Annotated in this window: 16 protein-coding genes and 2 tRNA genes; 8 read left to right on the top strand and 10 right to left on the bottom strand. The window is 62.4% G+C overall.

Annotation, left to right across the window (positions count from 1 at the left end; translation table 11 throughout):
* The first annotated feature begins 152 nt into the window (after window positions 1-152).
* Entirely contained in the window at window positions 153-596 is a 444-nt protein-coding gene (locus EL2594_RS05110) for a hypothetical protein (protein WP_011413962.1), read from the top strand.
* Here EL2594_RS05110 and EL2594_RS05105 read toward each other — a convergent pair whose 3' ends face one another.
* The 4 genes from EL2594_RS05105 to thyA all read right to left on the bottom strand — a co-directional run bounded on the left by EL2594_RS05105 (window position 597) and on the right by thyA (window position 5,358).
* The gene (locus EL2594_RS05105; protein WP_011413961.1) at window positions 597-1,907 is read right to left on the bottom strand and encodes a dihydrolipoamide acetyltransferase family protein; all 1,311 of its coding nucleotides are present in this window, start codon (window positions 1,905-1,907) and stop codon (window positions 597-599) included. It lies immediately after the preceding gene.
* A 4-nt stretch (window positions 1,908-1,911) separates the two neighbouring features.
* Window positions 1,912-2,982, bottom strand: coding sequence for an alpha-ketoacid dehydrogenase subunit beta (locus EL2594_RS05100; protein WP_049762431.1), 1,071 nt, complete (start codon window positions 2,980-2,982; stop codon window positions 1,912-1,914).
* Window positions 2,979-4,268: a 3-methyl-2-oxobutanoate dehydrogenase (2-methylpropanoyl-transferring) subunit alpha gene (locus tag EL2594_RS05095; protein WP_011413959.1), complete on the bottom strand. Its 1,290-nt coding sequence runs from the start codon at window positions 4,266-4,268 to the stop codon at window positions 2,979-2,981. Before EL2594_RS05095 ends, EL2594_RS05100 begins: the two co-directional genes overlap by 4 nt.
* Before the next feature lie 106 nt (window positions 4,269-4,374).
* Window positions 4,375-5,358 carry a thymidylate synthase gene (gene thyA / locus EL2594_RS05090; protein ID WP_011413958.1) on the bottom strand — a complete coding sequence of 328 codons (984 nt, stop codon included), beginning with the start codon at window positions 5,356-5,358 and terminating at the stop codon, window positions 4,375-4,377.
* 111 nt (window positions 5,359-5,469) lie between these two features.
* Between thyA and EL2594_RS05085 the strand changes: the two genes are divergently transcribed.
* Window positions 5,470-5,546: transfer RNA gene (locus tag EL2594_RS05085), tRNA-Pro, on the top strand.
* A 66-nt stretch (window positions 5,547-5,612) separates the two neighbouring features.
* Here the strand turns inward: EL2594_RS05085 and EL2594_RS05080 are convergent.
* Entirely contained in the window at window positions 5,613-6,080 is a 468-nt protein-coding gene (locus EL2594_RS05080; RefSeq protein ID WP_011413957.1) for a DUF3429 domain-containing protein, read from the bottom strand.
* A gap of 31 nt (window positions 6,081-6,111) precedes the next feature.
* Here EL2594_RS05080 and EL2594_RS05075 point away from each other — a divergent pair, with 31 nt between their 5' ends.
* Window positions 6,112-7,446, top strand: coding sequence for an ABC1 kinase family protein (locus tag EL2594_RS05075; RefSeq protein ID WP_011413956.1), 1,335 nt, complete (start codon window positions 6,112-6,114; stop codon window positions 7,444-7,446).
* Window positions 7,447-7,449: 3 nt separating this feature from the next.
* Here the strand turns inward: EL2594_RS05075 and EL2594_RS05070 are convergent, their stop codons facing one another.
* A complete protein-coding gene (locus EL2594_RS05070; RefSeq protein WP_011413955.1) occupies window positions 7,450-9,207 on the bottom strand; it encodes a DUF885 domain-containing protein in 1,758 nt (585 codons plus the stop codon).
* 65 nt (window positions 9,208-9,272) lie between these two features.
* On the opposite strand from EL2594_RS05070, the gene EL2594_RS05065 reads away from it, so the two are divergent.
* The gene (locus EL2594_RS05065; protein WP_011413954.1) at window positions 9,273-9,746 is read left to right on the top strand and encodes a low molecular weight protein-tyrosine-phosphatase; all 474 of its coding nucleotides are present in this window, start codon (window positions 9,273-9,275) and stop codon (window positions 9,744-9,746) included.
* Here EL2594_RS05065 and recG read toward each other — a convergent pair.
* Window positions 9,729-11,792 (bottom strand): ATP-dependent DNA helicase RecG, encoded by a 2,064-nt coding sequence (gene recG / locus EL2594_RS05060; RefSeq protein WP_011413953.1) that lies wholly within the window; start codon window positions 11,790-11,792, stop codon window positions 9,729-9,731. The two genes, EL2594_RS05065 and recG, sit on opposite strands and share 18 nt — an antisense overlap.
* Window positions 11,793-11,912: 120 nt before the next feature.
* Here recG and EL2594_RS05055 point away from each other — a divergent pair, with 120 nt between their 5' ends.
* Window positions 11,913-12,182, top strand: a complete 270-nt coding sequence (locus tag EL2594_RS05055) for a succinate dehydrogenase assembly factor 2 (protein WP_011413952.1) — start codon at window positions 11,913-11,915, stop codon at window positions 12,180-12,182.
* Between the two features lie 112 nt (window positions 12,183-12,294).
* Window positions 12,295-15,783 (top strand): transcription-repair coupling factor, encoded by a 3,489-nt coding sequence (gene mfd / locus EL2594_RS05050; RefSeq protein WP_011413951.1) that lies wholly within the window; start codon window positions 12,295-12,297, stop codon window positions 15,781-15,783.
* On the opposite strand, the gene EL2594_RS05045 is transcribed toward mfd, so the two are convergent.
* The gene (locus tag EL2594_RS05045) at window positions 15,768-16,580 is read right to left on the bottom strand and encodes an EAL domain-containing protein (RefSeq protein ID WP_233994316.1); all 813 of its coding nucleotides are present in this window, start codon (window positions 16,578-16,580) and stop codon (window positions 15,768-15,770) included. The genes mfd and EL2594_RS05045 overlap by 16 nt on opposite strands.
* Window positions 16,581-16,692: 112 nt before the next feature.
* Between EL2594_RS05045 and EL2594_RS05040 the strand changes: the two genes are divergently transcribed.
* Both EL2594_RS05040 and EL2594_RS05035 read left to right on the top strand, forming a co-directional pair.
* The gene (locus EL2594_RS05040; protein WP_011413949.1) at window positions 16,693-17,481 is read left to right on the top strand and encodes an NAD kinase; all 789 of its coding nucleotides are present in this window, start codon (window positions 16,693-16,695) and stop codon (window positions 17,479-17,481) included.
* A 60-nt stretch (window positions 17,482-17,541) separates the two neighbouring features.
* A tRNA-Asn gene (locus tag EL2594_RS05035) sits at window positions 17,542-17,616 on the top strand.
* 7 nt (window positions 17,617-17,623) lie between these two features.
* Here EL2594_RS05035 and EL2594_RS05030 read toward each other — a convergent pair.
* Window positions 17,624-18,367: a sulfite exporter TauE/SafE family protein gene (locus tag EL2594_RS05030; RefSeq protein WP_011413948.1), complete on the bottom strand. Its 744-nt coding sequence runs from the start codon at window positions 18,365-18,367 to the stop codon at window positions 17,624-17,626.
* 21 nt (window positions 18,368-18,388) lie between these two features.
* The gene (gene secA / locus EL2594_RS05025; protein ID WP_011413947.1) at window positions 18,389-21,142 is read right to left on the bottom strand and encodes a preprotein translocase subunit SecA; all 2,754 of its coding nucleotides are present in this window, start codon (window positions 21,140-21,142) and stop codon (window positions 18,389-18,391) included.
* Between the last annotated feature and the right edge of the window lie 32 nt (window positions 21,143-21,174).

Below are 21,174 nucleotides of genomic sequence, written 5' to 3'. Positions count from 1 at the left end.
CGGCGCAATTAGGGCAGCACCCGATTCCTGTCAATGGTCCGCAAACAGGAATTTCAGCGCTGTGAAATTTATGTCCGCGTTAACCATATATTCGGCTCTCCGCGGCACTTTCCCGAGCGAACCAGATGGCTGGAATTCGGGGGAAACGGGCCATGCGCAATCTGTTGTTGTTCGGAAGCCTGGCATGTCTTGCGGCCGGCGGCGTTGCCGCCAATTCGGGCGTCGCGATCGAAAAATCGGTCTATGTCGAGCGCGCGGATGTGCGCGCCGGCAAACCGGTGCGCGCGCTCGAACCGGCCGAAGAAGTCCGTAAGGGCGACACCGTTGTCCTGATGCTCGAATGGAACGCACCGGGCCGCGAGCGCAGCTTTACCGTATCGAGCCGGGTCCCGCGCGATCTCGCGTTTCAGCGGAGCGGCGGCAAGGCGCCGCAAGTCTCGATCGACGGGGGCCGCAATTGGGGCGATCTTGCAGAGCTGCGCATTGGCGCACGCCGCGCTTCGCCTGAGGACGTCACGCACCTGCGCTGGCAGGTCAGCAACGCCGAAGCCGCGCTTGGCCGCGGTGTCCTGACCTACAGCGCAATAGTTCGCTGATCAGTCGACCAAGAGCAAAGTCGGCGTCTCGATCAATTTCTTGAGCGCCTGGACGAAGCTCGCCGCGTCGTAGCCGTCGACCACGCGGTGGTCGCAACTGATGGAGATATTCATCAGCTTGCGCTTTTCGATCCGCTCGCCGCCCTGCCCGTCGGGCACGAACATCGGGCGCTCAATGATCCGGTTAGGCCCGATGATCGCGACTTCCGGGCGATTGATGACCGGCGTCGTCGCAACACCGCCGAGCGGGCCGAGCGAGGTGACGGTCAGCGTGCCGCCGGACAATTCCTCCGACTTTGCCTTGCCGGTGCGGGCAGCCTCGGCCAGGCGCCCGATTTCCTTGGCAAGCTGCCACAGGTTCCTTGACTGCGCGTCGCGGATCACCGGCACCATCAGCCCTGCATCGGTCTGTGTCGCCATCCCGAGATGGACCGCGCCATGTCGGGTCACGACCCCGCCCTCATCGTCGTAACGAGCGTTGATCATCGGGAAGTCCGGCAGCGTCTTGCAGATCGCGGTTATCAGCAGCGGCAGGATCGTAAGCTTGGGCTTCTCGCCGCGATTGGCGTTGAGCTGCGCGCGCATGGTCTCGAGGTCGGTCACATCGACTTCTTCAACATAGGAGAAATGCGGGATGTTGCGCTTGGAGGCCGCCATGTTCTCGGCAATGCGGCGACGCATGCCGATGACTTTCAACTCTTCATCGCTGCGCGTCGGAGCGGCAGCGGAGAAACCGCCGGTGTAGGACAGGAAAGCGTCGAGATCGCCGTGGCGGATGCGTCCGTCTTCGGCAGGTTTCACTTCGCTGAGGTCGATGCCGAGCTCCTTGGCCCGCTTGCGCACGGCAGGACTGGCAAGGACCTTGGTTTCGGCCTTGGCAGAGGGCGCTTCCTCGACCGGCTGCGCAGGTGCCGGTTCAGGATCGGCCGCCATCGCATCGTCCGCGTCGCTCGCATCGGGATTTTCGACTTCGATGCGTTCTTCGACCGGTTCGGATTTCGGAGCGGGAGCGGGTTCAGCTGCAGCTGCTGCTTCCTCATTGGCCTCCTCGACCTCGTCCGGCACTTCGCCTTCGACTTCGATCACGAGCAACATCGCACCCACCGCGGTTACATCGCCCGGCTCTCCGGCCAGTTCGAGCACCTTGCCATCGACCGGACTTTCGATGTCGATCGTCGCCTTGTCGGTCATCACGTCGACCAGATGCTGGTCTTCGGACACCGTATCACCGACCTTAACGTGCCATTCGACGATCTCCGCCTCGGCTACGCCCTCGCCCACGTCGGGCATGTTGAAAGTGAACTTTGCCATCGGGTCAGTCCTTCAAAAGTCGGTCAATTGCTTCGCCAAGGCGAACGGGGCCGGGGAAATAGGCCCATTCGAGGCTGTGCGGATAGGGTGTGTCGAAGCCGGTGACGCGTTCGATCGGGGCTTCGAGGTGATAGAAACAGCGTTCCTGGACCAGCGCGGAAAGCTCGGCCCCGAAGCCGGATGTGCGCGTCGCCTCGTGGACGATCATGCACCGACCGGTCTTCTTGACCGACGCTTCGATCGCTTCGATGTCGAGCGGCACCATGGTGCGCAGGTCGAGGATGTCGGCCTCGACGCCCTTCTCGCGGCATACAGCCTCGGCGACATGAACCATCGTGCCGTAGGCCAGCACGGTCAGTTCTTCGCCCTCGGTCACATGGCGCGCCTTGCCAAGCGGTATCGTGTAATGCCCTTCGGGGACCACGCTATCCTTATGCTTCTTCCACGGTTCGACCGGCTTGTCGTAGAAGCCAGAAAATGGGCCGTTATAGATACGCTTCGGCTCGAAGAAGATCACCGGATCGTTGTCTTCGATACAGCTGATCAGCAGGCCCTTGGCATCATAAGGCGTCGATGGGATCACAGTCTTCAGGCCGGACACATGCGTGAAGATCGCCTCGGGCGATTGGCTGTGCGTCTGCCCGCCGAAAATGCCCCCCCCGAATGGCGAGCGTACCGTCATCGGCGCGATGTAGTCGCAGGCCGAGCGATAGCGCAGGCGAGCAGCTTCGGAGATCAGCTGGTCGAGGCCCGGATAAATGTAGTCGGCAAACTGGATTTCAGGCACTGGGCGCAGGCCATATGCCCCCATCCCTACGGCGACGCCGATGATCCCGCATTCGCTGATCGGCGTATCGAAGACCCGCGTCTTGCCGTGCTTTTCCTGCAGGCCCGCAGTACACCGGAACACGCCGCCGAAATAGCCGACGTCCTCACCCATTATGATGACATCGGGATCGCGCTCCAGCATGATGTCGAGCGCATCGTTGATCGCCTCGATCATGTTGAGGCGGCGTTCGGTGCCCTGCTCGGCCACAGGCTTTTCCCTCGCGTGTGTTTTTAAGGCGTCGCTCATGACCAGGGCTCCTCACCGGGCCATTTGATCTCGCGTTCGCGCTTGGCCTGCGCGGCCTGCTCTTCGAGGTGCCAGGGCAGCTCTTCGTAAACGTCCTGGAACATGGTGCGGAACGGATGGTGCAGGCCGTGGCCGAGGATGCCGTTCTTCTCGGCCTCCTTGGTGGTTGCCTTGACCTTCTCCGCCGCTTCCTTGTCCATCGCCGCCTGCCGATCCTCGTCCCACTCACCGAGCTCGATCAGGTGGTTTTTCAAACGGTTGATCGGATCGCCCAGCGGCCATTCCTCGCGTTCCTGCGCGCTGCGATATCCGCTGGGATCATCCGAAGTGGAGTGCCCCTCGGCGCGATAGGTGAAGAACTCGATCAGCGTCGGTCCCTGGTTGGCGCGCGCGCGGTTGGCGGCCCAGCGCTCGGCGGCATAGACCGCGAGCGGGTCGTTGCCATCGACGCGGAGGCCGGCCAGACCATATCCCAGCGCACGGGCTGCAAATGTCGTGCGCTCAGCCCCGGCAAAGCCCGAAAAGCTCGAGATCGCCCACTGGTTGTTGATTACGTTGATGATGACCGGCGCATTGTAGACTGTCGCGAAGGTGCAGGCGGAGTGAAAGTCACCTTCCGCCGTCGAGCCTTCACCCACCCACGTCGCAGCAATCCGGCTGTCGTTCTTGATCGCGCTCGCCATCGCCCAACCGACCGCTTGCGGCGTTTGCGTGGCGAGGTTGCCGGAAATCGAGAAGAAGCTGTGCTCCCGGCTCGAATACATGATCGGCAGCTGGCGACCCTTCAGCTTGTCGGCCTTGTTCGAATAGATCTGATTGATCATCTCGATCATCGGGTAGCCGCGCGCGATCAGCACACCCTGCTGGCGATAGCTCGGGAAGACCATGTCGTCGCTGGCGAGCGCCATGGCGGCGGACACGCTTGTCGCTTCTTCGCCGGTGCACTTCATGTAGAAGCTGGTCTTGCCCTGCCGCTGCCCGCGGAACATGCGCTCGTCAAACGCGCGCACGGTGGCAAAATGTTGCAGCATCTGGCGCAAAGTCTCAGGGTCGAGCTTGGGATCCCAAGCGCCATGCGCCTTGTTATCCTCGCCCAGCACCCGGATCAGGTCGTAGCAGAGCGGCAGGGTTTCCTTCGCGTCGCAGGCTTCATCGGGGCGCGGCTGCGCACCGGCTTCGCCGATGTCGATGTGCGAGAAATCCGCCTGGTCGCCGGGCCGGAACTTCGGCTCGGGCACATGCAGTTCGAGATGGGGTTTATTGGACCCCGCAGGCCGGTCGACCATTCGACACTCTCCCCTCTGCCGAAAAATCAGGCAGATGCATTCTTACAATTGCGCGAACATTTATTGCGCGCAGAGCTTATGGTCAAGGCTATGGACCCGGATCGGGTCAGACCGCAACAGGTGCTTTGATCGGAGGGTGCGGTTCGTAATTATGCACCACGAAATCCTCGATCCGGTAGTCGAATATGCTGTCGGGCCGCCTTACTATTTCAAGCGTGGGATGGCCTTGCGGTTCCCGATTCAGCTGCTCGGTGATCAAGTGCTCGTGATTGAGGTAGAGATGCGTGTCTCCGCCCATCCAGACCAGCTCGCCCGGTTCCAGGTCGGTCTGCTGCGCCATCATGCGCTGCAACAGCGCTGCCGACCACAGGTTGAAAGGCAGACCGAGCGCGACATCGCAACTGCGCTGGTAAAGCAGACAATTCAGGCGATCGCGCCCTTGATCGTCCTTAGCGACGTGAAATTGATAGGTCTTGTGGCAGGGCGGCAGCGCCATGCGGTCAAGCTCGGCGACATTCCAGCCTTCGATGATGTGGCGGCGGCTGCCAGGATTGGTCTTGAGGCTTTCGACAACCTCGGCGATCTGGTTGATGCCTTCGCTTTTCTCGTACAGCCCGTCCTTGCGATAACGATAGGTCGGCCAATCGACCCATTGCTTGCCATAGACCGGGCCGAGATCCCCCCAGCGTTCAGCAAAGGCCTCGTCATCGGCGATGCGCTGGATGAAATCGTCGAGCGCAATGTCCTCGCCCGTTTCGTTAACATAGCGGGCATGCGGCCACTCATTCCAGATCTTGACTCCCTGCAGCACCAGCGGGCGGATATTCGTGTCACCGGTCAGGAACCACAGCATCTCGCGCGTCGCGGTTTTCCAGTAGACCCGCTTCGTTGTGAGCAGCGGCATAGCCCCATCGGCCAGGTCGAACCGCAATTGTGCCCCGAACACCGAACGCGTGCCGACACCCGTGCGATCGACCCGCTCGCTGCCCTCCGCCCAGATGCGCCGCATCAGGTCGAGATATTGCCATTCGGAATGGCGTTCCGAGTTGCTGGGCCCCATGAGCTCGGACGGAATCGAGACGCTTGCCATGCAAAGTCTCTTACCTTGCAATTGCCCGCTTGCCACCCCGCCCATCCACACCTATAGGGCGCGCCTTGCCTCGACCCGCACAGGCGATTGGCCATGCGGGACCGACACGGTCGGGGAGTAGCTCAGCCTGGTAGAGCACTGTCTTCGGGAGGCAGGGGCCGGAGGTTCGAATCCTCTCTCCCCGACCAGTTTCGACCAAAGAATTCAATCCGGGGGATCGAATTCCGTCGAAACTCCCGAGCGATAGCGAAGGGCTATCCCCCCTCCAGAGCAAGCAGCGCCAGCACGAGGCTCAGCCCGCCCAGCCCTACCGACAGCCGCCAGCGCAGCTTCATCCATTCCACGCCGCCAAGCCCCAAGCGCCGATCGACTAGCGGCGACAGCACAATCGCAATCCCCAACCAGAGCAATGAAGGCCCGGGCCAGTCGGCGCCGAATGTCCACGGCAGGAAAAGCGCGAGACCGATCAGGCTCGGCATGATAGCGACGGCATACCACCAGCGCGAAGCTTGCGAACTCTGCAGCACTTGGCCCCACCACACACCGCCCAAGAAGCTGAAGATCAGTGCCGCATAGGCGTAGCTTGCAGCGAGCGCGATCCATTTCCAGTCGCCGCCGTACATGACCAAGCCAACCGCGACGAGCTGCGGCAACAGGCCGGCATAGCCAAGCCACATCGCCATCGGCGGAACACTATCCTGCGCGGCAGGTTTCTCCTGCATATCCCTCATTTCTGTGAAAACGGCCCCCTACATGTCCGACTCCGATAATCCCCCGCGGCACCGCGCGGTTCCCAGCGGGCGCATTTCGCGCCTTGCGGGTTTTGGCCGGTTGGCGGGCGGCGTCGCGGGATCGATGCTAGGCGAAGGCGCGCGGAGACTTGCTGCGGGCCAGCGGCCGAAGCTCGATGAACTTATTCTCACCACCGGCAATGCCAGGCGGCTGACGGAACGGCTGGCTCACTTGCGCGGAGCCGCCATGAAGCTCGGCCAGATGATCAGCATGGATGCCGGCGACATGTTGCCGCCGGAACTATCGCAGATCCTCGCCAGCCTGCGCGACCAGGCCAATTTCATGCCGCCGAAACAACTCGACAAGGTTCTCGCGGCGGAATGGGGCAAGGATTGGCGGAAGCAATTCCGCCGCTTCGAGCCTCGGCCCATCGCCGCCGCCAGCATCGGCCAGGTCCATCGTGCGGTCACTCGCGATGGCGAGACCCTGGCGATCAAGGTGCAGTATCCCGGCGTCGCGGAGAGCATCGACAGCGATGTCGACAATGTTGCGACATTGCTACGCGTCTCGGGATTGCTGCCCAAGGAGCTCGATATCGGTCCGCTCCTGACGGCTGCCAAGGAGCAACTGCACGAGGAGGCAGACTATATTCGCGAGGGCGAGCAGATGATGCTCTATCGCGAAAGGCTCGCCGACCTGCCTGTCTTCGTCATACCCGAACTGCATAAAGAGCTGACCAGCGAGCGCATCCTGGCCATGTCCTTCGTCGAAGGTATTCCGATCGAAAGTCTGGAGCACGAGCCGCAGGACCTGCGCAACACCGTGTTCGAACAGATGATGCGACTGGTGGCGCGCGAGTTGTTCGAATTCGGGGTCATGCAGACCGACCCGAACTTCGCAAACTTCCGTTACCAGCGCGATACGGGGCGCGTCGTCCTGCTGGATTTCGGTGCAACCCGCGAAGTCGATGACAAGATACGGATTGCCTATCGGCGATTGTTGGAAGCCGGACTTGCCGAAGACAAACTGGGGATCAAGCAGGAGGCTTTACGGGCAGGGTTCATGAGCGCAGCCGTCGTCGAGCTTTATCCCGAGCGCGTCGACCGCATGATCGACATCATCGTCAACGAGATGAGCCAGGACGCGCCCTTCGATTTCGGCGACCGCAGCTTCGTGCCGCTGTTGCGCGATGAAGGCATGGCGATCGCTCAGGACCGCCGGACCTGGCACCTGCCGCCGGTGGAAACGCTGTTCGTGCAGCGCAAGGTGAGCGGCACGGCCCTGCTCGGCGCGCGGCTGAAAGCGGTGGTGAATGTACGCGCGGTCGTCGAAGAGGTCCTCGCAGCGACGGCGTGATGCCTAACCGGTTTGCTGCGCTGCAATCCAGCGGTCGATATGCGAGTCCAGCACATCGAGCGGAACTGCACCATTTTCCAGCACCGCATCATGGAAGGCGCGCAGGTCGAAGCGTTCACCTAAGGCCTCGCTCGCTCGCTGGCGGAGTTCGCGGATCTTGAGCTCGCCGATCTTGTAGGCGAGCGCCTGCCCGGGCCGTGTGATATAGCGATTGACCTCGGCATCGACATTGGCCGCCGTGAGCGCGGTGTTGTCGAGCATGTAATCGACTGCTTGCTGCTTGCTCCAGCCCTTCGAATGCAAGCCGGTATCGACCACCAGCCGGGTCGCCCGCCACATTTCGTAGCTCAACCGGCCCATTTGCTTGGCGGGCGTATCGTAGAGACCCATCTCGATCCCGAGCCGCTCCGAATAGAGCCCCCAGCCTTCGACGAAGGCGGTGAAGAACGTACCATTGGCGCGCAGCGGGTGGATATCGAGTTCCTGTTGCAGCGCGATCTGATGATGATGGCCGGGCACTGCTTCATGGACGCCGAGCGCAGGCAATTCCCACAATGGACGCTGGTCGAGCTCGGTGGTGTTGATGCGATAGATACCGGGCTGTCCGGTCTCCAGCGATCCACGCTCGTAATAGGCGGTGGTATTGCCCGGCGCATTGGCGGCAGGGATCGGCAATACGGTGTAGGGCTGGCGCGGGAGCTTGCCGAACAGCTTGGGCATCCAGCCATCGATCTCCTTCGCCAGTGCCCCCACATAATCGACGTAGTCGTCCGCGTCGGTCATGTAATATTGCGGGTCGGTTCTGAGGTGCTCGATGAAGGCTTCGCGCGTGTCGAAGCCCGCTTCCGCAGCGACCTGCTCCATCTCGGCCCGGATTCGCGCAACTTCGCTAAGACCCAACCGGTGGATCTCGTCTGCCGTCATGTCGGTCGTGGTATAGCTGCCCACCAGATACTCGTAGTAATCCGCCCCGCCCGGCGTGCCGGAAACGCCGGGCGCGCCGGTGCGGCAGGCAGGCGCATATTCGTCGGCGTAGAAGGTGAGGAAAGCCTCATAGGCCGGGACGAGGCCGTCTTCGATGGCGGTCGCCGCCCTCGCCTTCAGGGCTTCCCAGTCGGCTTCGCTGATGCTCGACGGACGCTCACCGGCAAACGGACGCCAGAAGGCCGTCTTGGTATAGTCTTCGTCGATCTGGCCTGCGATGCGATCTTCGAAACCCTGCATGGGCTCGCACGCCTGCGTCAGCCCGCGCGCCACCGCTTCGCGCGAACGGGAGATGCCGTCGGCGTTGACCTTGGGATAGGCCTCCAGCCGCCCTACATAGCTTTCGTAATCGGCCTTGGTGAAGAAGGGCGAGCGATAGGGCAGCGCTGCCACGAAGGAGAACCAGCCGCCGCGATTGGTGAACAGCACGTAGGCATCGTGGTCATGTTCCGAGGCCGCGACCGCATCGGCCAGCCCACTGCGAATGATGCCGAGATCGACCGCAAGATCCTGCGGTAGGGCATCCCTGTCGATGGCGTCGATCTGCGCGAGATAGGCTTTAGCTTCGTCGATAACCCGGAAATGCGTTTCCAGCGACCAGTCGCCCAACTTACCGTCGCCGCGACGGTCTCCGATGCTGGTGGCTAGGCCGGGACTGTTATCGAGCCGCCACTGCCAAATCTCCTCGCGCAACTCCGTGTAATCTTCGACCGGGCTCGCATAGGCAGGCGCGACGATCGCCGTGGACAGGGCCAGCGCGGTGAACAGGTGACGCATCGATAATCTCCTTCTTGCGCGCCTCCCTATTGCGGGCAGGCGCGAGGGTCCAGTAGGCAACAGACATGAACCAAACTCCTGCCGTCCTGTTCGTCTGCCTCGGCAATATCTGCCGGTCCCCTTTGGCGGAAGCCGCGTTCCGCAAGGCCAGCGCCGACGCTGGTCTGGACGCCGAGGCCGACAGCGCCGGTACCGCCGCCTATCATGTCGGCGAGCCGCCGGACCCGCGCAGCGTCAGCACCGCGGCGAAATACGGGATCGACATCGCCCAGTATCGCGGGCGGCAGATCGAGCAGGCGGATTTCAAGCGCTTCACGCATATCCTTGCGCTGGACCACTCCAACCTCGCCAACATCAAGGCCATGGCGCCGGACAGGCATGACGCGCATGTCTCGCTGCTGATGGACATGGTGCCGGGCCGCGAAGGTGCTGCGGTCGCCGATCCCTATTACGATGGCGAGGAGCATTTCGAATATACGTGGGACGATGTTTGGATGGCTGCTGAAGCCATCGTGGCCAAGCTAGCCGCCGCGAAGTAGCTGTACGCCGTAGTCCCGCTCGAAGAGGTAAAGCAGCACTCTCGCGGCCTCACCGCGCTCGGAGCTGAGGCCGCCGTCGCGTTCTATGAGGAGGCGCGCGTCGGCGTGTGCGACGGGGAGTAAGCGCTGAATTTGCTCAAGGTCGGCCACGCGAAATGGCGTGTCGCCCGATTGGCGCGTGCCAAGCAATTCGCCGCCGCCGCGAAGTTCGAGGTCTTCCTCGGCGATGCGAAAGCCGTCCTGCGTTTCGCGCATGAGGGCCAGGCGCTTGCGGCCTGTGTCCGAGAGCGCTTCGCCGCGTAGCAATAGGCAGACGGACTTCTCCGAACCCCGTCCCACGCGGCCGCGCAATTGGTGCAACTGCGCCAGGCCGAACCGCTCGGCCTGCTCGATGACCATCAAGGTTGCAGCAGGAACGTCGACGCCGACTTCGATCACGGTGGTCGCCACCAGCAGTTTGGCTTCGCCACTGGCGAACCGCTCCATAGCTGCGTCCTTGGCGGCAGGCTCGAGCTGGCCGTGGACCAGTACGACAGTGTCGCCGAACCGCTCTTTCAACGCCGCATAGCGCGCCTCGGCGGCAGCAATATCCACGGTCTCGCTGTCGCGCACCATCGGGCAGACCCAATAGGCCTGCTGCCCTTTATCGATATGGCGTCCCACCCCTTCGACGACTTCGGCGAGGCGATCCTGCCCGACGACACGGGTGTCGATCGCCTGCCTACCCGGCGGAAGCTCATCCAAGCGGCTGACATCCATCTCGCCATATTGCGCGAGTGTTAGCGTTCTTGGGATCGGTGTCGCAGTCATCGCCAGCGTGTGCGGTGTGCGTCTGCCCTTGCGCGCCAGTTGCAGCCGCTGGGCGACGCCGAAGCGATGCTGCTCGTCGATCACTACGAGGCCGAGGTCACGGTATTGCACCGCGTCCTGGAAGATTGCGTGGGTGCCGACGACGATATCGATCGATCCGTCGAGCAGGCCCATCAGGATGCTTTCACGCGCCCTGCCCTTGTCGCGCCCGGTCAGCAGCGCAACTTCCGTACCGGTTGGCCGCGCCATGTCGCGCAGGGTCTCGAAATGCTGGCGCGCGAGGATTTCGGTCGGGGCGAGCAGCGCCGCCTGCGCGCCCGCTTCGACCGCCACCAGCATCGTCTCCAGCGCGACGACCGTCTTGCCCGCGCCGACATCGCCCTGGAGGAGCCGCAGCATTGGCGCTTCCTGCCCCATGTCCTCGGTGATCTCGCGGATCGAGCGCTCCTGCGCGCCGGTCAGCGGGAACGGCAGTTGCAGCTTACCGATACGCGAGCCGTCACCGACCAGCGCCCGGCCCTTGCGCTGGCGATTGTCGGCCCGGACCAGCATCAGCGCAAGGCTATTGGCCAGCAATTCGTCATAGGCCAACCGATCGCGCGCCGAACCATTCTCGGATTTGTGCGCCAGCTTGAGCGCATCAGACCAGATCGGCCACTGCTCTTTCTCGAACTGCCCCGGCTCGATCCATTCGGGAAGCTCGGGCAGCTTCGTCAGCGCCTGCGAGACCAGCCCCGCCACCTTGGGCTGCGTCAGTCCCTCGGACAGCGCATAGACCGGCTCGCACAGGCGCTGCAGGCTCTCGCCGCCTTCTTCCAGCACATGGTCGGGATGCACGATCTGGAGCATGTCGCCATACCGTTCCAGCTTGCCGGCGACCCAGCGCGTCTCGCCTACCGGCAACAGCTTCTTCGCCGAATAGCTGGCGCGCCCGAAATAGGTCAGCGCGCACACATTGCCGATGGCGTCTTGCGCGAAGACACGGTGCGGCCCGCGGCCCGGATTGCGCGGACCCCGGTGCTCGGTCGGCGTGAGCTGGATGACGATCTGCTCGCCCTCGCCCGCCTCATCGAGATTCTGCACTGCCCGCCGCGTCACGAAGCGGTCGGGCAGGTGATAAGCGACATCGCGCACCCGCGTCAGCCCCAGCTTGTCGAGCGGCTTCTTGAGCTTCGGCCCCACGCCATCGAGCGTATCGACCTCGGCAAACAAGGCATTGAGGATATCGGGGCGCATGGCGGTTCTTTAAGCACTCTCGTCATCCCAGCAAAAGCTCGGATCTCTCACAATCCCGTCGTGTCTGTGGAGACAGATCCCAGCTTGCCCTGGGATGACAGGCAAGATAACCGCCCCGCCATGAGCGATTTCACCACCCGCCTTGCCCGCGCCAAGTTTCGCGGGTGGCACCGCGGCACGCGCGAGGCCGACTACATGATCGGCGGGTTCTTCGACCGCTATTCGGACGGCTGGGGCGAAGAGGATTTGGCGTGGTTCGAAATGCTGCTCGACGAAGACGATGTGGACATCATGGCCTGGGCGCTGGGCACGCTGCCCATACCCGAGCATGTCGCCGGGTCGCAGATGGAACTCATGCGCAAGCTCGACTACGTCGATATCCCGCGCTAACGCGGCGCTGAAATCAAACCGATACCCCCTTCCAGAACACGGAAGGGGGCTTTTTGCGCGTGCTTCGTCACCACCGACGGAACGCTTGGCCGACAGGAACGCTGACCAAACCATGCCCGACCTCTCCCGTATCCTGAAAGCCGAAAGTCCGCTGACGCTCGCATCGGTAGCACGCGGCGCGCAGCCGCTGGTCATGAGCGATCTTGCGCGCGCTTCGAAGGGCCGCGCTGTATTCATCGCCCCCGACGATGCAGCGATGCGCGCCGTAACGGATGCGGCACACTATTTTGCGCCCGAGCTCGAAGTGATCGAATTCCCCGCGTGGGACTGCCTGCCCTACGACCGCGCCAGCCCCGCGCTTTCCGTCAGCGCGAAGAGGCTCGCAGCATTGCATCGGCTGCAGACAGGCAATCCCGGCGCTCAATTGCTGGTCACCACCGTTAACGCCGCTTTGCAGCGGGTGCTGACGCCGTTCCGTATTCGCGAAAGCGTTCGCGAATTCGCGGTCGGCACCGAGATCGGTATGGAAAGCCTGTCCGCCCTACTCCGCCGCCAGGGCTACACCCGCACCGATACTGTCGTGGACAGCGGCGAATACGCCATTCGTGGCTCGATCGTCGACATCTTCCCGTCGGGCCTAGACCAAGGCCTGCGGCTCGATTTCTTCGGCGACGAGCTGGAAAGCCTGCGCCTGTTCGATCCCTCGACGCAGATGAGCACCGAAGTCATTAAATCGCATCTGCTGCTGCCTGCCAGCGAAGCATTGCTGGACGAAGACAGCATCAAGCGTTTCCGCAGCCGCTATCGCGAAATGTTCGGCGCAGCAGCGACCCAGGACCCGCTTTACGAAGCGGTCAGCGAAGGCCGCCGCTTGGCGGGTATGGAGCACTGGCTTCCCCTGTTCGAGGACCGGCTGGTTACCCTGTTCGACCACTTGGCCGAGGACGACCTGGTGGTGATGGACGGTGCCGCCACAAGCGCGGTCGAAGAGCGACTGAAAGACATTGCCGACTACCGCGAGAGCCGCAGCAATGCGACCGGGCAGGCCAAGGGCGGCTATCGTCCGCTCGCGACAGAGCAATTGTATGTTTCGGGCGACGAATGGCACGAGCATCTCAAGGCTGCACCCGCGCATCGAAGCGTGATTTTCGCCGAGCCGGAAAACGACAAGGTCGTCGACTTCGGCTTCACTTCGGCGCGCGATTTCGCACCAGAGCGCGCGCGCGGCGACAATGTCTACGAAACCGCCGCCAAGCACCTGAAAGGACTAGCGAACCAGGGCAAGAAGCCGCTGCTCACCGCCTATTCGGAAGGCAGCCGGAGCCGCATGGCGTCGATCCTGTCCGAAGCCGGTTGCGAGACCCAGCTGGCCGATAGCTGGCAAGAGGCGCTGGGTCTTGCGGCGAAGGGCAATCCGGTGGCGCTTGTGCTTCCGATCGAAACCGGCTTCGCCAACGACCAGATGGAGCTGCTGACCGAGCAGGACATGCTCGGCGACCGGTTGGTGCGGCGCAAGAAAAAGCGCAAGGATTCCGATGCCTTCCTGGCTGAACTTCAGGCGCTGACCCGCGGCGATCTGGTGGTGCATGTGGAGCACGGGATCGGCAAGTATCTGGGGCTTGAACCCATTGCCGTCGGCAAGAGCCAGCACGATTGCGTGATGCTGGAATATCGTGGCGGCGACAAACTCTACATCCCGGTCGAGAATATCGACGTCCTCTCGCGCTATGGCAGCAGCGAAGAGGCCGTGATGCTCGACAAGCTGGGCGGCGAAGCCTGGCAGCGACGCCGCGCGCAATTGCGCGAGCGGATCCGCGAAATTGCAGGCGAGTTGATGAAAACCGCGGCCCAGCGCGCGCTCAAGAAAGCACCCGTGTTGGAGGCCGAGGACTCCGTCTTCAACCAGTTTGTCGAGAAATTCCCGTGGGAGGAAACTGACGACCAGGAAGCGGCCATCGCCGATGTCCTGCGCGACCTCGAGAGCGGTCGCCCGATGGATCGGCTGGTGTGCGGCGATGTCGGCTTCGGCAAGACCGAGGTCGCGCTGCGTGCCGCTTTCGTGGCTGCGATGAACGGACAGCAGGTGGCGGTAGTCGCTCCCACCACCCTGCTCGCGCGCCAACATTATCAGAACTTTTCCGAGCGTTTCGCTGGCTTCCCGCTCAAGATCGGCAGGCTCAGCCGCTTGGTGCCCTCGGGCGAAATGTCCGAAACCCGCGAAGGTCTCGCCAAGGGCGATGTCGACATCGTCGTCGGCACCCACGCGATCCTCAGCAAGTCGACCGAATTCAAGAACCTCGGCCTCGTGATCGTCGACGAAGAACAGCGCTTCGGTGTGACGCACAAGGAAAAGCTCAAGCAGCTTCGTGCCGATGTGCATATGCTCACGCTCACCGCAACACCGATCCCGCGAACGTTGCAGATGGCCATGACGGGCTTGCGCGAGCTTTCGACCATCCAGACCCCGCCGGTCGATCGCCTCGCGGTGCGCACATACGTGATGGAATGGGACGACATGGTGATGCGAGAAGCGCTGCTGCGCGAGCATCACCGCGGCGGTCAGAGTTTCATCGTGGTGCCGCGTATTGCCGACATGGAAAGCGTCGAGGAATGGCTGCGCGACAATGTGCCCGAGGTAAAGGCGGTCACCGCGCACGGCCAGATGGGCGCCGCCGAGATCGAAAAGCGCATGAGCGCATTCTACGAAGGCAAATACGAGGTGCTGCTCTCCACGACGATCGTCGAAAGCGGTCTGGACCTGCCCAGTGCCAATACGATTATCATCCACCGCGCCGACATTTTCGGCTTGGCCCAGCTCTATCAGCTGCGCGGCCGCGTCGGGCGGGCCAAGCTACGGGCCTACGCGTACCTTACCTATGCCGTCGATACCCAGCTCTCCGAAGTGGCGGAGAAGCGGCTGAAGGTGCTGGGGGATCTCGATTCTCTCGGAGCAGGCTTCCAGCTTGCCAGTCACGATCTCGACATTCGGGGAGCGGGCAACCTGCTCGGCGACGAACAGTCCGGCCACATTCGCGAGGTCGGGTTCGAGCTTTACCAGTCGATGCTGGAAGACGCGATTATGGCCGCCAAGGCAGGCGAGGCGGGCCTTTCCGAAGACCGCGACGCGCTCAGCCCGCAGATCACCGTCGATGCGCCCATCATGATCCCGGAGGAGTATATCCCCGACCTGGCCGTCCGCATGGCGCTCTATCGCCGCCTGAACCAGGCGCAGGACAAAGCCGAGATCGAATCGCTCGCCGCCGAGATGATCGACCGCTTCGGCCCGCTGCCCGACGCGACGGCCAACCTGATCCGCCTGATCGAGATCAAGCATCAAGCCATCGAAGCCAATATCGCCAAGATCGACGTCGGCGCGCGGGGTACGCTGGTGACCTTCCACAAGGACGATTTTCCCGACGGACCGGGCCTCATCGCTTATGTCGACCGGTTGAAAGGCACCGCCAAGCTGCGACCGGACATGAAGCTCGTCATCAACCGCGCCTGGGGCGATCCGCAAAGTCGGCTGAACGGCCTGTTCCAATTGACCAAGGGCCTGAGCGGCGTGGCGCGCCGCTATCGCAATGCTCAGAAAGCTGCCTGAGGCAGCGCCAGTTCCCGGAACCGCATTGCCGACATCGGGGCCGCGCGCACGAAACCCTGGTACGTATCGCAGCCTTCCTCGGCGACGATTGTGCGCTGATCCTCATGCTCGATCCCCTCGGCAATTACGCGCAAGCCGAGCGCGCTTGCCATGGCGACAATGCCGCGCAGGACGGCCAGATCGCGCTCGTCGCGCGTGATGCCCTCGACCATCGAGCGATCGAGCTTGAGGTAATCGAGCGGCAGGATCTTGAGATAACGGAAGTTGCAAAAGCCCGCGCCGAAATCGTCCAGCGCGGTTCGCACTCCTTCGTCGCGCAATGCCGCCAGGGTCACCGCAGCTTTGGGCAGATTACCGAGTAATACTTCCTCGGTTATCTCGACCGTCAGTCGCTTGGGTTCGATGCCGGCTTCGGCCATGCGCACGATGAATGCGTCAGCGAACCCTTCCCGCGCCACTTCCTCAGGCAGGATATTCACCGACAGGCGCACATTCGCGGGCCAATGGATCACCTCTCGCAAGGCATTGTCGACGATATGTTCGGACAGCTTCGTCATCACGCCCTGCTGGGCCGCGATAGCAAATAACGGCGCGGCGCCGATCGTGCCCAGTTCGGGGTGCTGCCACCGCGCAAGCGCCTCCGCCCCGATCAGCCTGTCATCCGGCAGGGTAAACTGCGGCTGGTACACGGTCTCGATCTCACCGGCGGCAATCGCATCGGCGAGATTGGGCGCGTGGTCGAGAACCCGCCCCAGGTCGGGCCCCGTTTCGGCGTCGAGAATCATCGCATCGGACATCGCTTCGTTCTTAGCCTCTGCCTGGGCAACCATCCCGCTCAAAAGCCGGTGCGTTGCCAAATGGCACGGTCCTCCATAGGAAGCCTGCGGACGGCAATAGTGGAGAGCGGGTTTGGGCCAGAATAATTCCTTCAAAACGCTCGCCCTGCTTGCTGCGGACACCGAGCGCGGCCAGGAAGCCGCCGAGAATCTTTCCGCGCAATTCGATTTCACCCCGATCGAAGATGCCGATGCAGTGGTCGTCCTCGGCGGCGACGGCTTCATGCTTCAGACCCTGCACCAGATGCTCGACGAGGAGGCCGTCAAACCTGCCTATGGCATCAACATGGGCACCGTCGGCTTCCTGATGAACAAGCCGCGCAAGCGGCCCGACCTGCTCGGCGCAGTCAATCGCGCGTCGATCCGCAGGGTCGCCCCGCTGCGCACCGAAGTGAAATTGCAAAATGGATCGGTTGCCACCGCCTGCGCGATCAACGAGGTGTCCTTGCTGCGCGAGACCCGTCAGACGGCGAAGATAGAGGTCTCGGTCGGCGGCAAGATGCGCATCGGCGAGCTTGTCTGCGATGGCGTACTCGTCTCCACGCCGGTCGGATCGACCGCCTACAACCTGTCCGCCAATGGCCCGATCCTGCCCCTCGATTCGCAATTGCTGGCGCTGACGCCGATCTCTGCCTTCCGTCCCCGGCGCTGGCGCGGTGCCATTCTGCCGGAATACAGCGACATCAAACTGCGCGTACTGGAACCTCACAAGCGGCCCGTCGCGGTAGTCGCCGATCAACGCGAATACCGCGATATTGCCGAAGTCTCCGTCGCGATTGAGCGCTCGTCCGAATTGACCTTACTGTTTGACCCGGGCCATTCGCTGGACGAGCGGATAGTGGCCGAACAATTTGTCACTTGAGGCACTTGCAAAACGATTCCGCCGCCCATATACGCGCGGCTCGCTCGCAAGACGGGCTGCTCCCCGATAGCTCAGCGGTAGAGTAGGTGACTGTTAATCACTTGGTCGTTGGTTCGAATCCAACTCGGGGAGCCATTCTTTCCTAGAGTCCGATCAGCAGCCGCGATCCGACCCAAATCGTGAGCGCAGCCGTGAGCCAGCGGATCACGCGCGGCGGCAGGATCTTGAGTGCCATCAGGCTGCCGATCTGTCCGCCAATCACTACTGCGATCATCAGTGGCAGGCCGAATGTTACCGCCGATCCGAGCGTGTCCGGGCCGTTTTTGAGCAACTGCCCGGCCAAACCGAACAGTGAATTGACGAGGATGAAGACGCTCGCTGTCGCGGCGATACTGCGCGTCTGGTTCCAGCGCGTAAGGTGGAGCAGGGGAGCGAGAAAGATCCCGCCCCCAATTCCAACCAAGCCGGACAGGTAGCCAAGCGGAGCCGCAGCGAACGGCAACAGTTTGGCAAAGCGCGATGGTACGTCCGATCTCTCGTTCTGCGGGACGAACAGCGCGAGACCCGCCAGGATCAGGCTCACACCTAGCAGCAGGAAGAACGCACCTTCGCCGATCGGTGTCAGCCCGCCCAATAGCGCTGCGGGGGCGGCAATGCCGGTCAGCACCAGCGCGCCGCGCCACGGCATCACCCCGGCGCGACCGAAGCGGATCGTGCTGCCGGCCACCACGGCGATATTGCAGACCAGCGACAGCACCGGCAGCAGCCGATAGTCGAACCCGGCCAGCGCCAGCAGCGCGCTGTAGGTCGATCCGCCGCCGAATCCTACGCTGGCATAGAGCAGCGCGGTGACGAAGAACGCGGCGGCGAGCGCGACAATACCCATGCTCGCGCGTCGCCTCGAGTCCTAGATCGCCGCCCCGTGACAGTGCTTGTACTTGCTGCCCGAACCGCAGGGGCACGGCGCGTTCCGGCTGATATCCTGCCCGGCATACGGGTTGTCTGTTACGCCTGACGCTCCACCTGGGCTTGCGGCCGCGCGCGGGCTGCCGGCGAGCGAGCCGAACAGTTCGGCACGCTGGGCGGACCCATCGCCATCGTTCGAATCATCGAGTCCGGTGAGCGGGTCGATATGGCCGGTCAGGAAGTCCGGCAGATCCGGCAGTTCCTGCTCGACCGGCGGCGCGATGCGGAACTCGCTCTTGATCAGGATGCTCGTCACATCTTCGCGCAGCGTTTCCAGCAGGCGCTCGAACAAACCGAAGGCCTCCTGCTTGTATTCATTGATAGGTTGCTTCTGCGCATAGGCGCGCAGGAAGACGACCTGCCGCAAGGCATCGAGCGTCGCCAGATGCTCCTTCCAGTGATGGTCGAGCCTGTCGAGAAGGATACCCTTCTCCACGCGTTTCCACATTGCCGGATCGGTCGCGGCGATCTTCTCTTCCATTGCCTTGTCGGCCAGTTCGCGAATGCGCTCTTCGAAGATTTCCGGCTCGATCTGCTCCTCTTCCATCCACTGGTCGAACGGCGGCGCCAGGCCGAGCACTTCCTCGACGCGCTCCTTCAGCCCCTCGATATCCCACTGCTCGGGATAGGACCCCGGCGGGCACGCGGTGGTGACAAGCGCATTGATGGTGTCATGGCGCATGTCGACCACGACATCGTCGACGGCTTCGCTGTCCATGATTTCCGCACGCTGTTCATAGATGACCTTACGCTGATCGTTCATCACGTCATCGTATTCGACGACCTGCTTGCGGATATCGTAATTGCGCGCTTCGACCTTCTTCTGAGCAGTTTCGATCGCCTTGGACAGCCACTTCGAACCGATCGCCTCGCCGTCTTCGAGGTTCGAGTTCATCATCTTGGCGAAGAGCGTATCCGGCCCGAAAATGCGCAGCAGATCGTCCTCGAGGCAGAGATAGAAGCGGCTGAGACCCGGGTCGCCCTGGCGCCCGGAGCGGCCGCGCAGCTGGTTGTCGATACGACGGCTCTCGTGGCGTTCGGTGCCGAGCACGAACAGCCCGCCGGCTTCGAGCACTTTCTCGCGCTCGGCCTTCACCTCGGCCTTGATACGTTCGATCGCCGCTTCGCGCTCGGGGCCGTCCTCCATATCCTTGAGCTCGTCTTCGATCCGGAACTCGACATTGCCGCCGAGCTGGATGTCGGTGCCGCGGCCGGCCATGTTGGTGGCGATGGTGACTGCTCCGAGGCGCCCCGCCTGCGCCACAATATGCGCTTCGCTTTCGTGGAAGCGTGCGTTGAGAACCGCATGCTTCACGCCCTCCTTGTCGAGAAACTGGCTCAAAAGCTCTGATTTCTCGATGGAAACCGTACCGACAAGCACAGGCTGGCCGATCGCGCTCTTCTCCGCGATTGCCTTTGCAATGGCCGCAAACTTGTCGAGCGTATTCTTGTAGAATTCGTCTTCCTCGTCGATCCGCTGGACCGGAACATTGGTCGGAATCTCGACCACATTCATCTTGTAGATATCCCAGAATTCGCTCGCTTCGGTGGCGGCGGTACCGGTCATGCCCGACAGCTTCGGATACATCCGGAAATAGTTCTGGAAGGTGATCGAGGCCATGGTCTGGTTTTCGGGCTCGATCTTGACGCCCTCTTTAGCCTCGACCGCCTGGTGCAAGCCGTTCGACCAGCGGCGCCCGTCCATCATGCGGCCCGTGAACTCGTCGATGATGACGACCTTGTCGTCCTTCACGATGTAGTCGGTGTCCTTCTTGAACATGATGTTGGCCTTGAGGGCCTGATCCAGATGGTGGACGACCTGAGTGTTCTCGACATCGTAGAGATTGTCGGTTTCGAGCAAACCGGCCTCTTTCAGCAGCACTTCGACCGCTTCGTTACCGTCCTCGGTCCAGCTGATGTTCTTGGTTTTCTCGTCCGCTTCGTACCATTCGGGGTCGACCCTCTTCACTACCTCGTCGACCGCGATGTAAAGATCGGTCTTGTCTTCCGTCGGGCCGGAAATAATCAGCGGCGTCCGCGCTTCGTCGATCAGGATCGAGTCGACCTCATCGACGATGCCGAAATTGAAGGGACGCTGCACCATCGAGGCACGGTCGTGCTTCATGTTGTCGCGCAGGTAATCGAAGCCGAATTCGTTGTTGGTGCCGTAGGTGATGTCGGCATTGTAGGCATCGCGGCGCGCATGTTCGGGAATGTTGGGGACGATCACGCCCACCGAAAGGCCTAGCCAGGTGTAGAGCTGCCCCATCCACTCGGCGTCGCGGCGGGCAAGGTAATCGTTGACGGTGACGACGTGGACGCCCTTGCCTTCGATGGCATTGAGATAGGTGGCGAGCGTCGCGACCAGCGTCTTGCCCTCGCCCGTCTTCATCTCGGCGATTTCACCGCGGTGCAGCACAACACCGCCGACCAGCTGGACATCGAAGTGCCGCATGCCGAGGACGCGGATCGAAGCCTCGCGAACGGTCGCAAAAGCCTCTGGCAGGATATCGTCGAGCGTCTTACCGTCGGCAAGCTGATCGCGAAACTTCTGCGTCTGCGCTTTAAGCGCTTCATCGGACAGCGCCTTGATCTGGTCTTCGAGCGCGTTGATCTGGTCGACGATCTTGCCGATCGACTTGACGTAACGGTCATTCGAGGAGCCGAAGACCGATTTCATAAGTGTCTGGAACATGGGAGCAATTACCTGGCGGAATGTCTATAGGA

Source organism: Erythrobacter litoralis HTCC2594, assembly GCF_000013005.1.
Taxonomy (GTDB): Bacteria; Pseudomonadota; Alphaproteobacteria; order Sphingomonadales; family Sphingomonadaceae; genus Parerythrobacter; species Parerythrobacter litoralis_A.
This window is presented reverse-complemented; position numbering and strand designations above follow the sequence as displayed.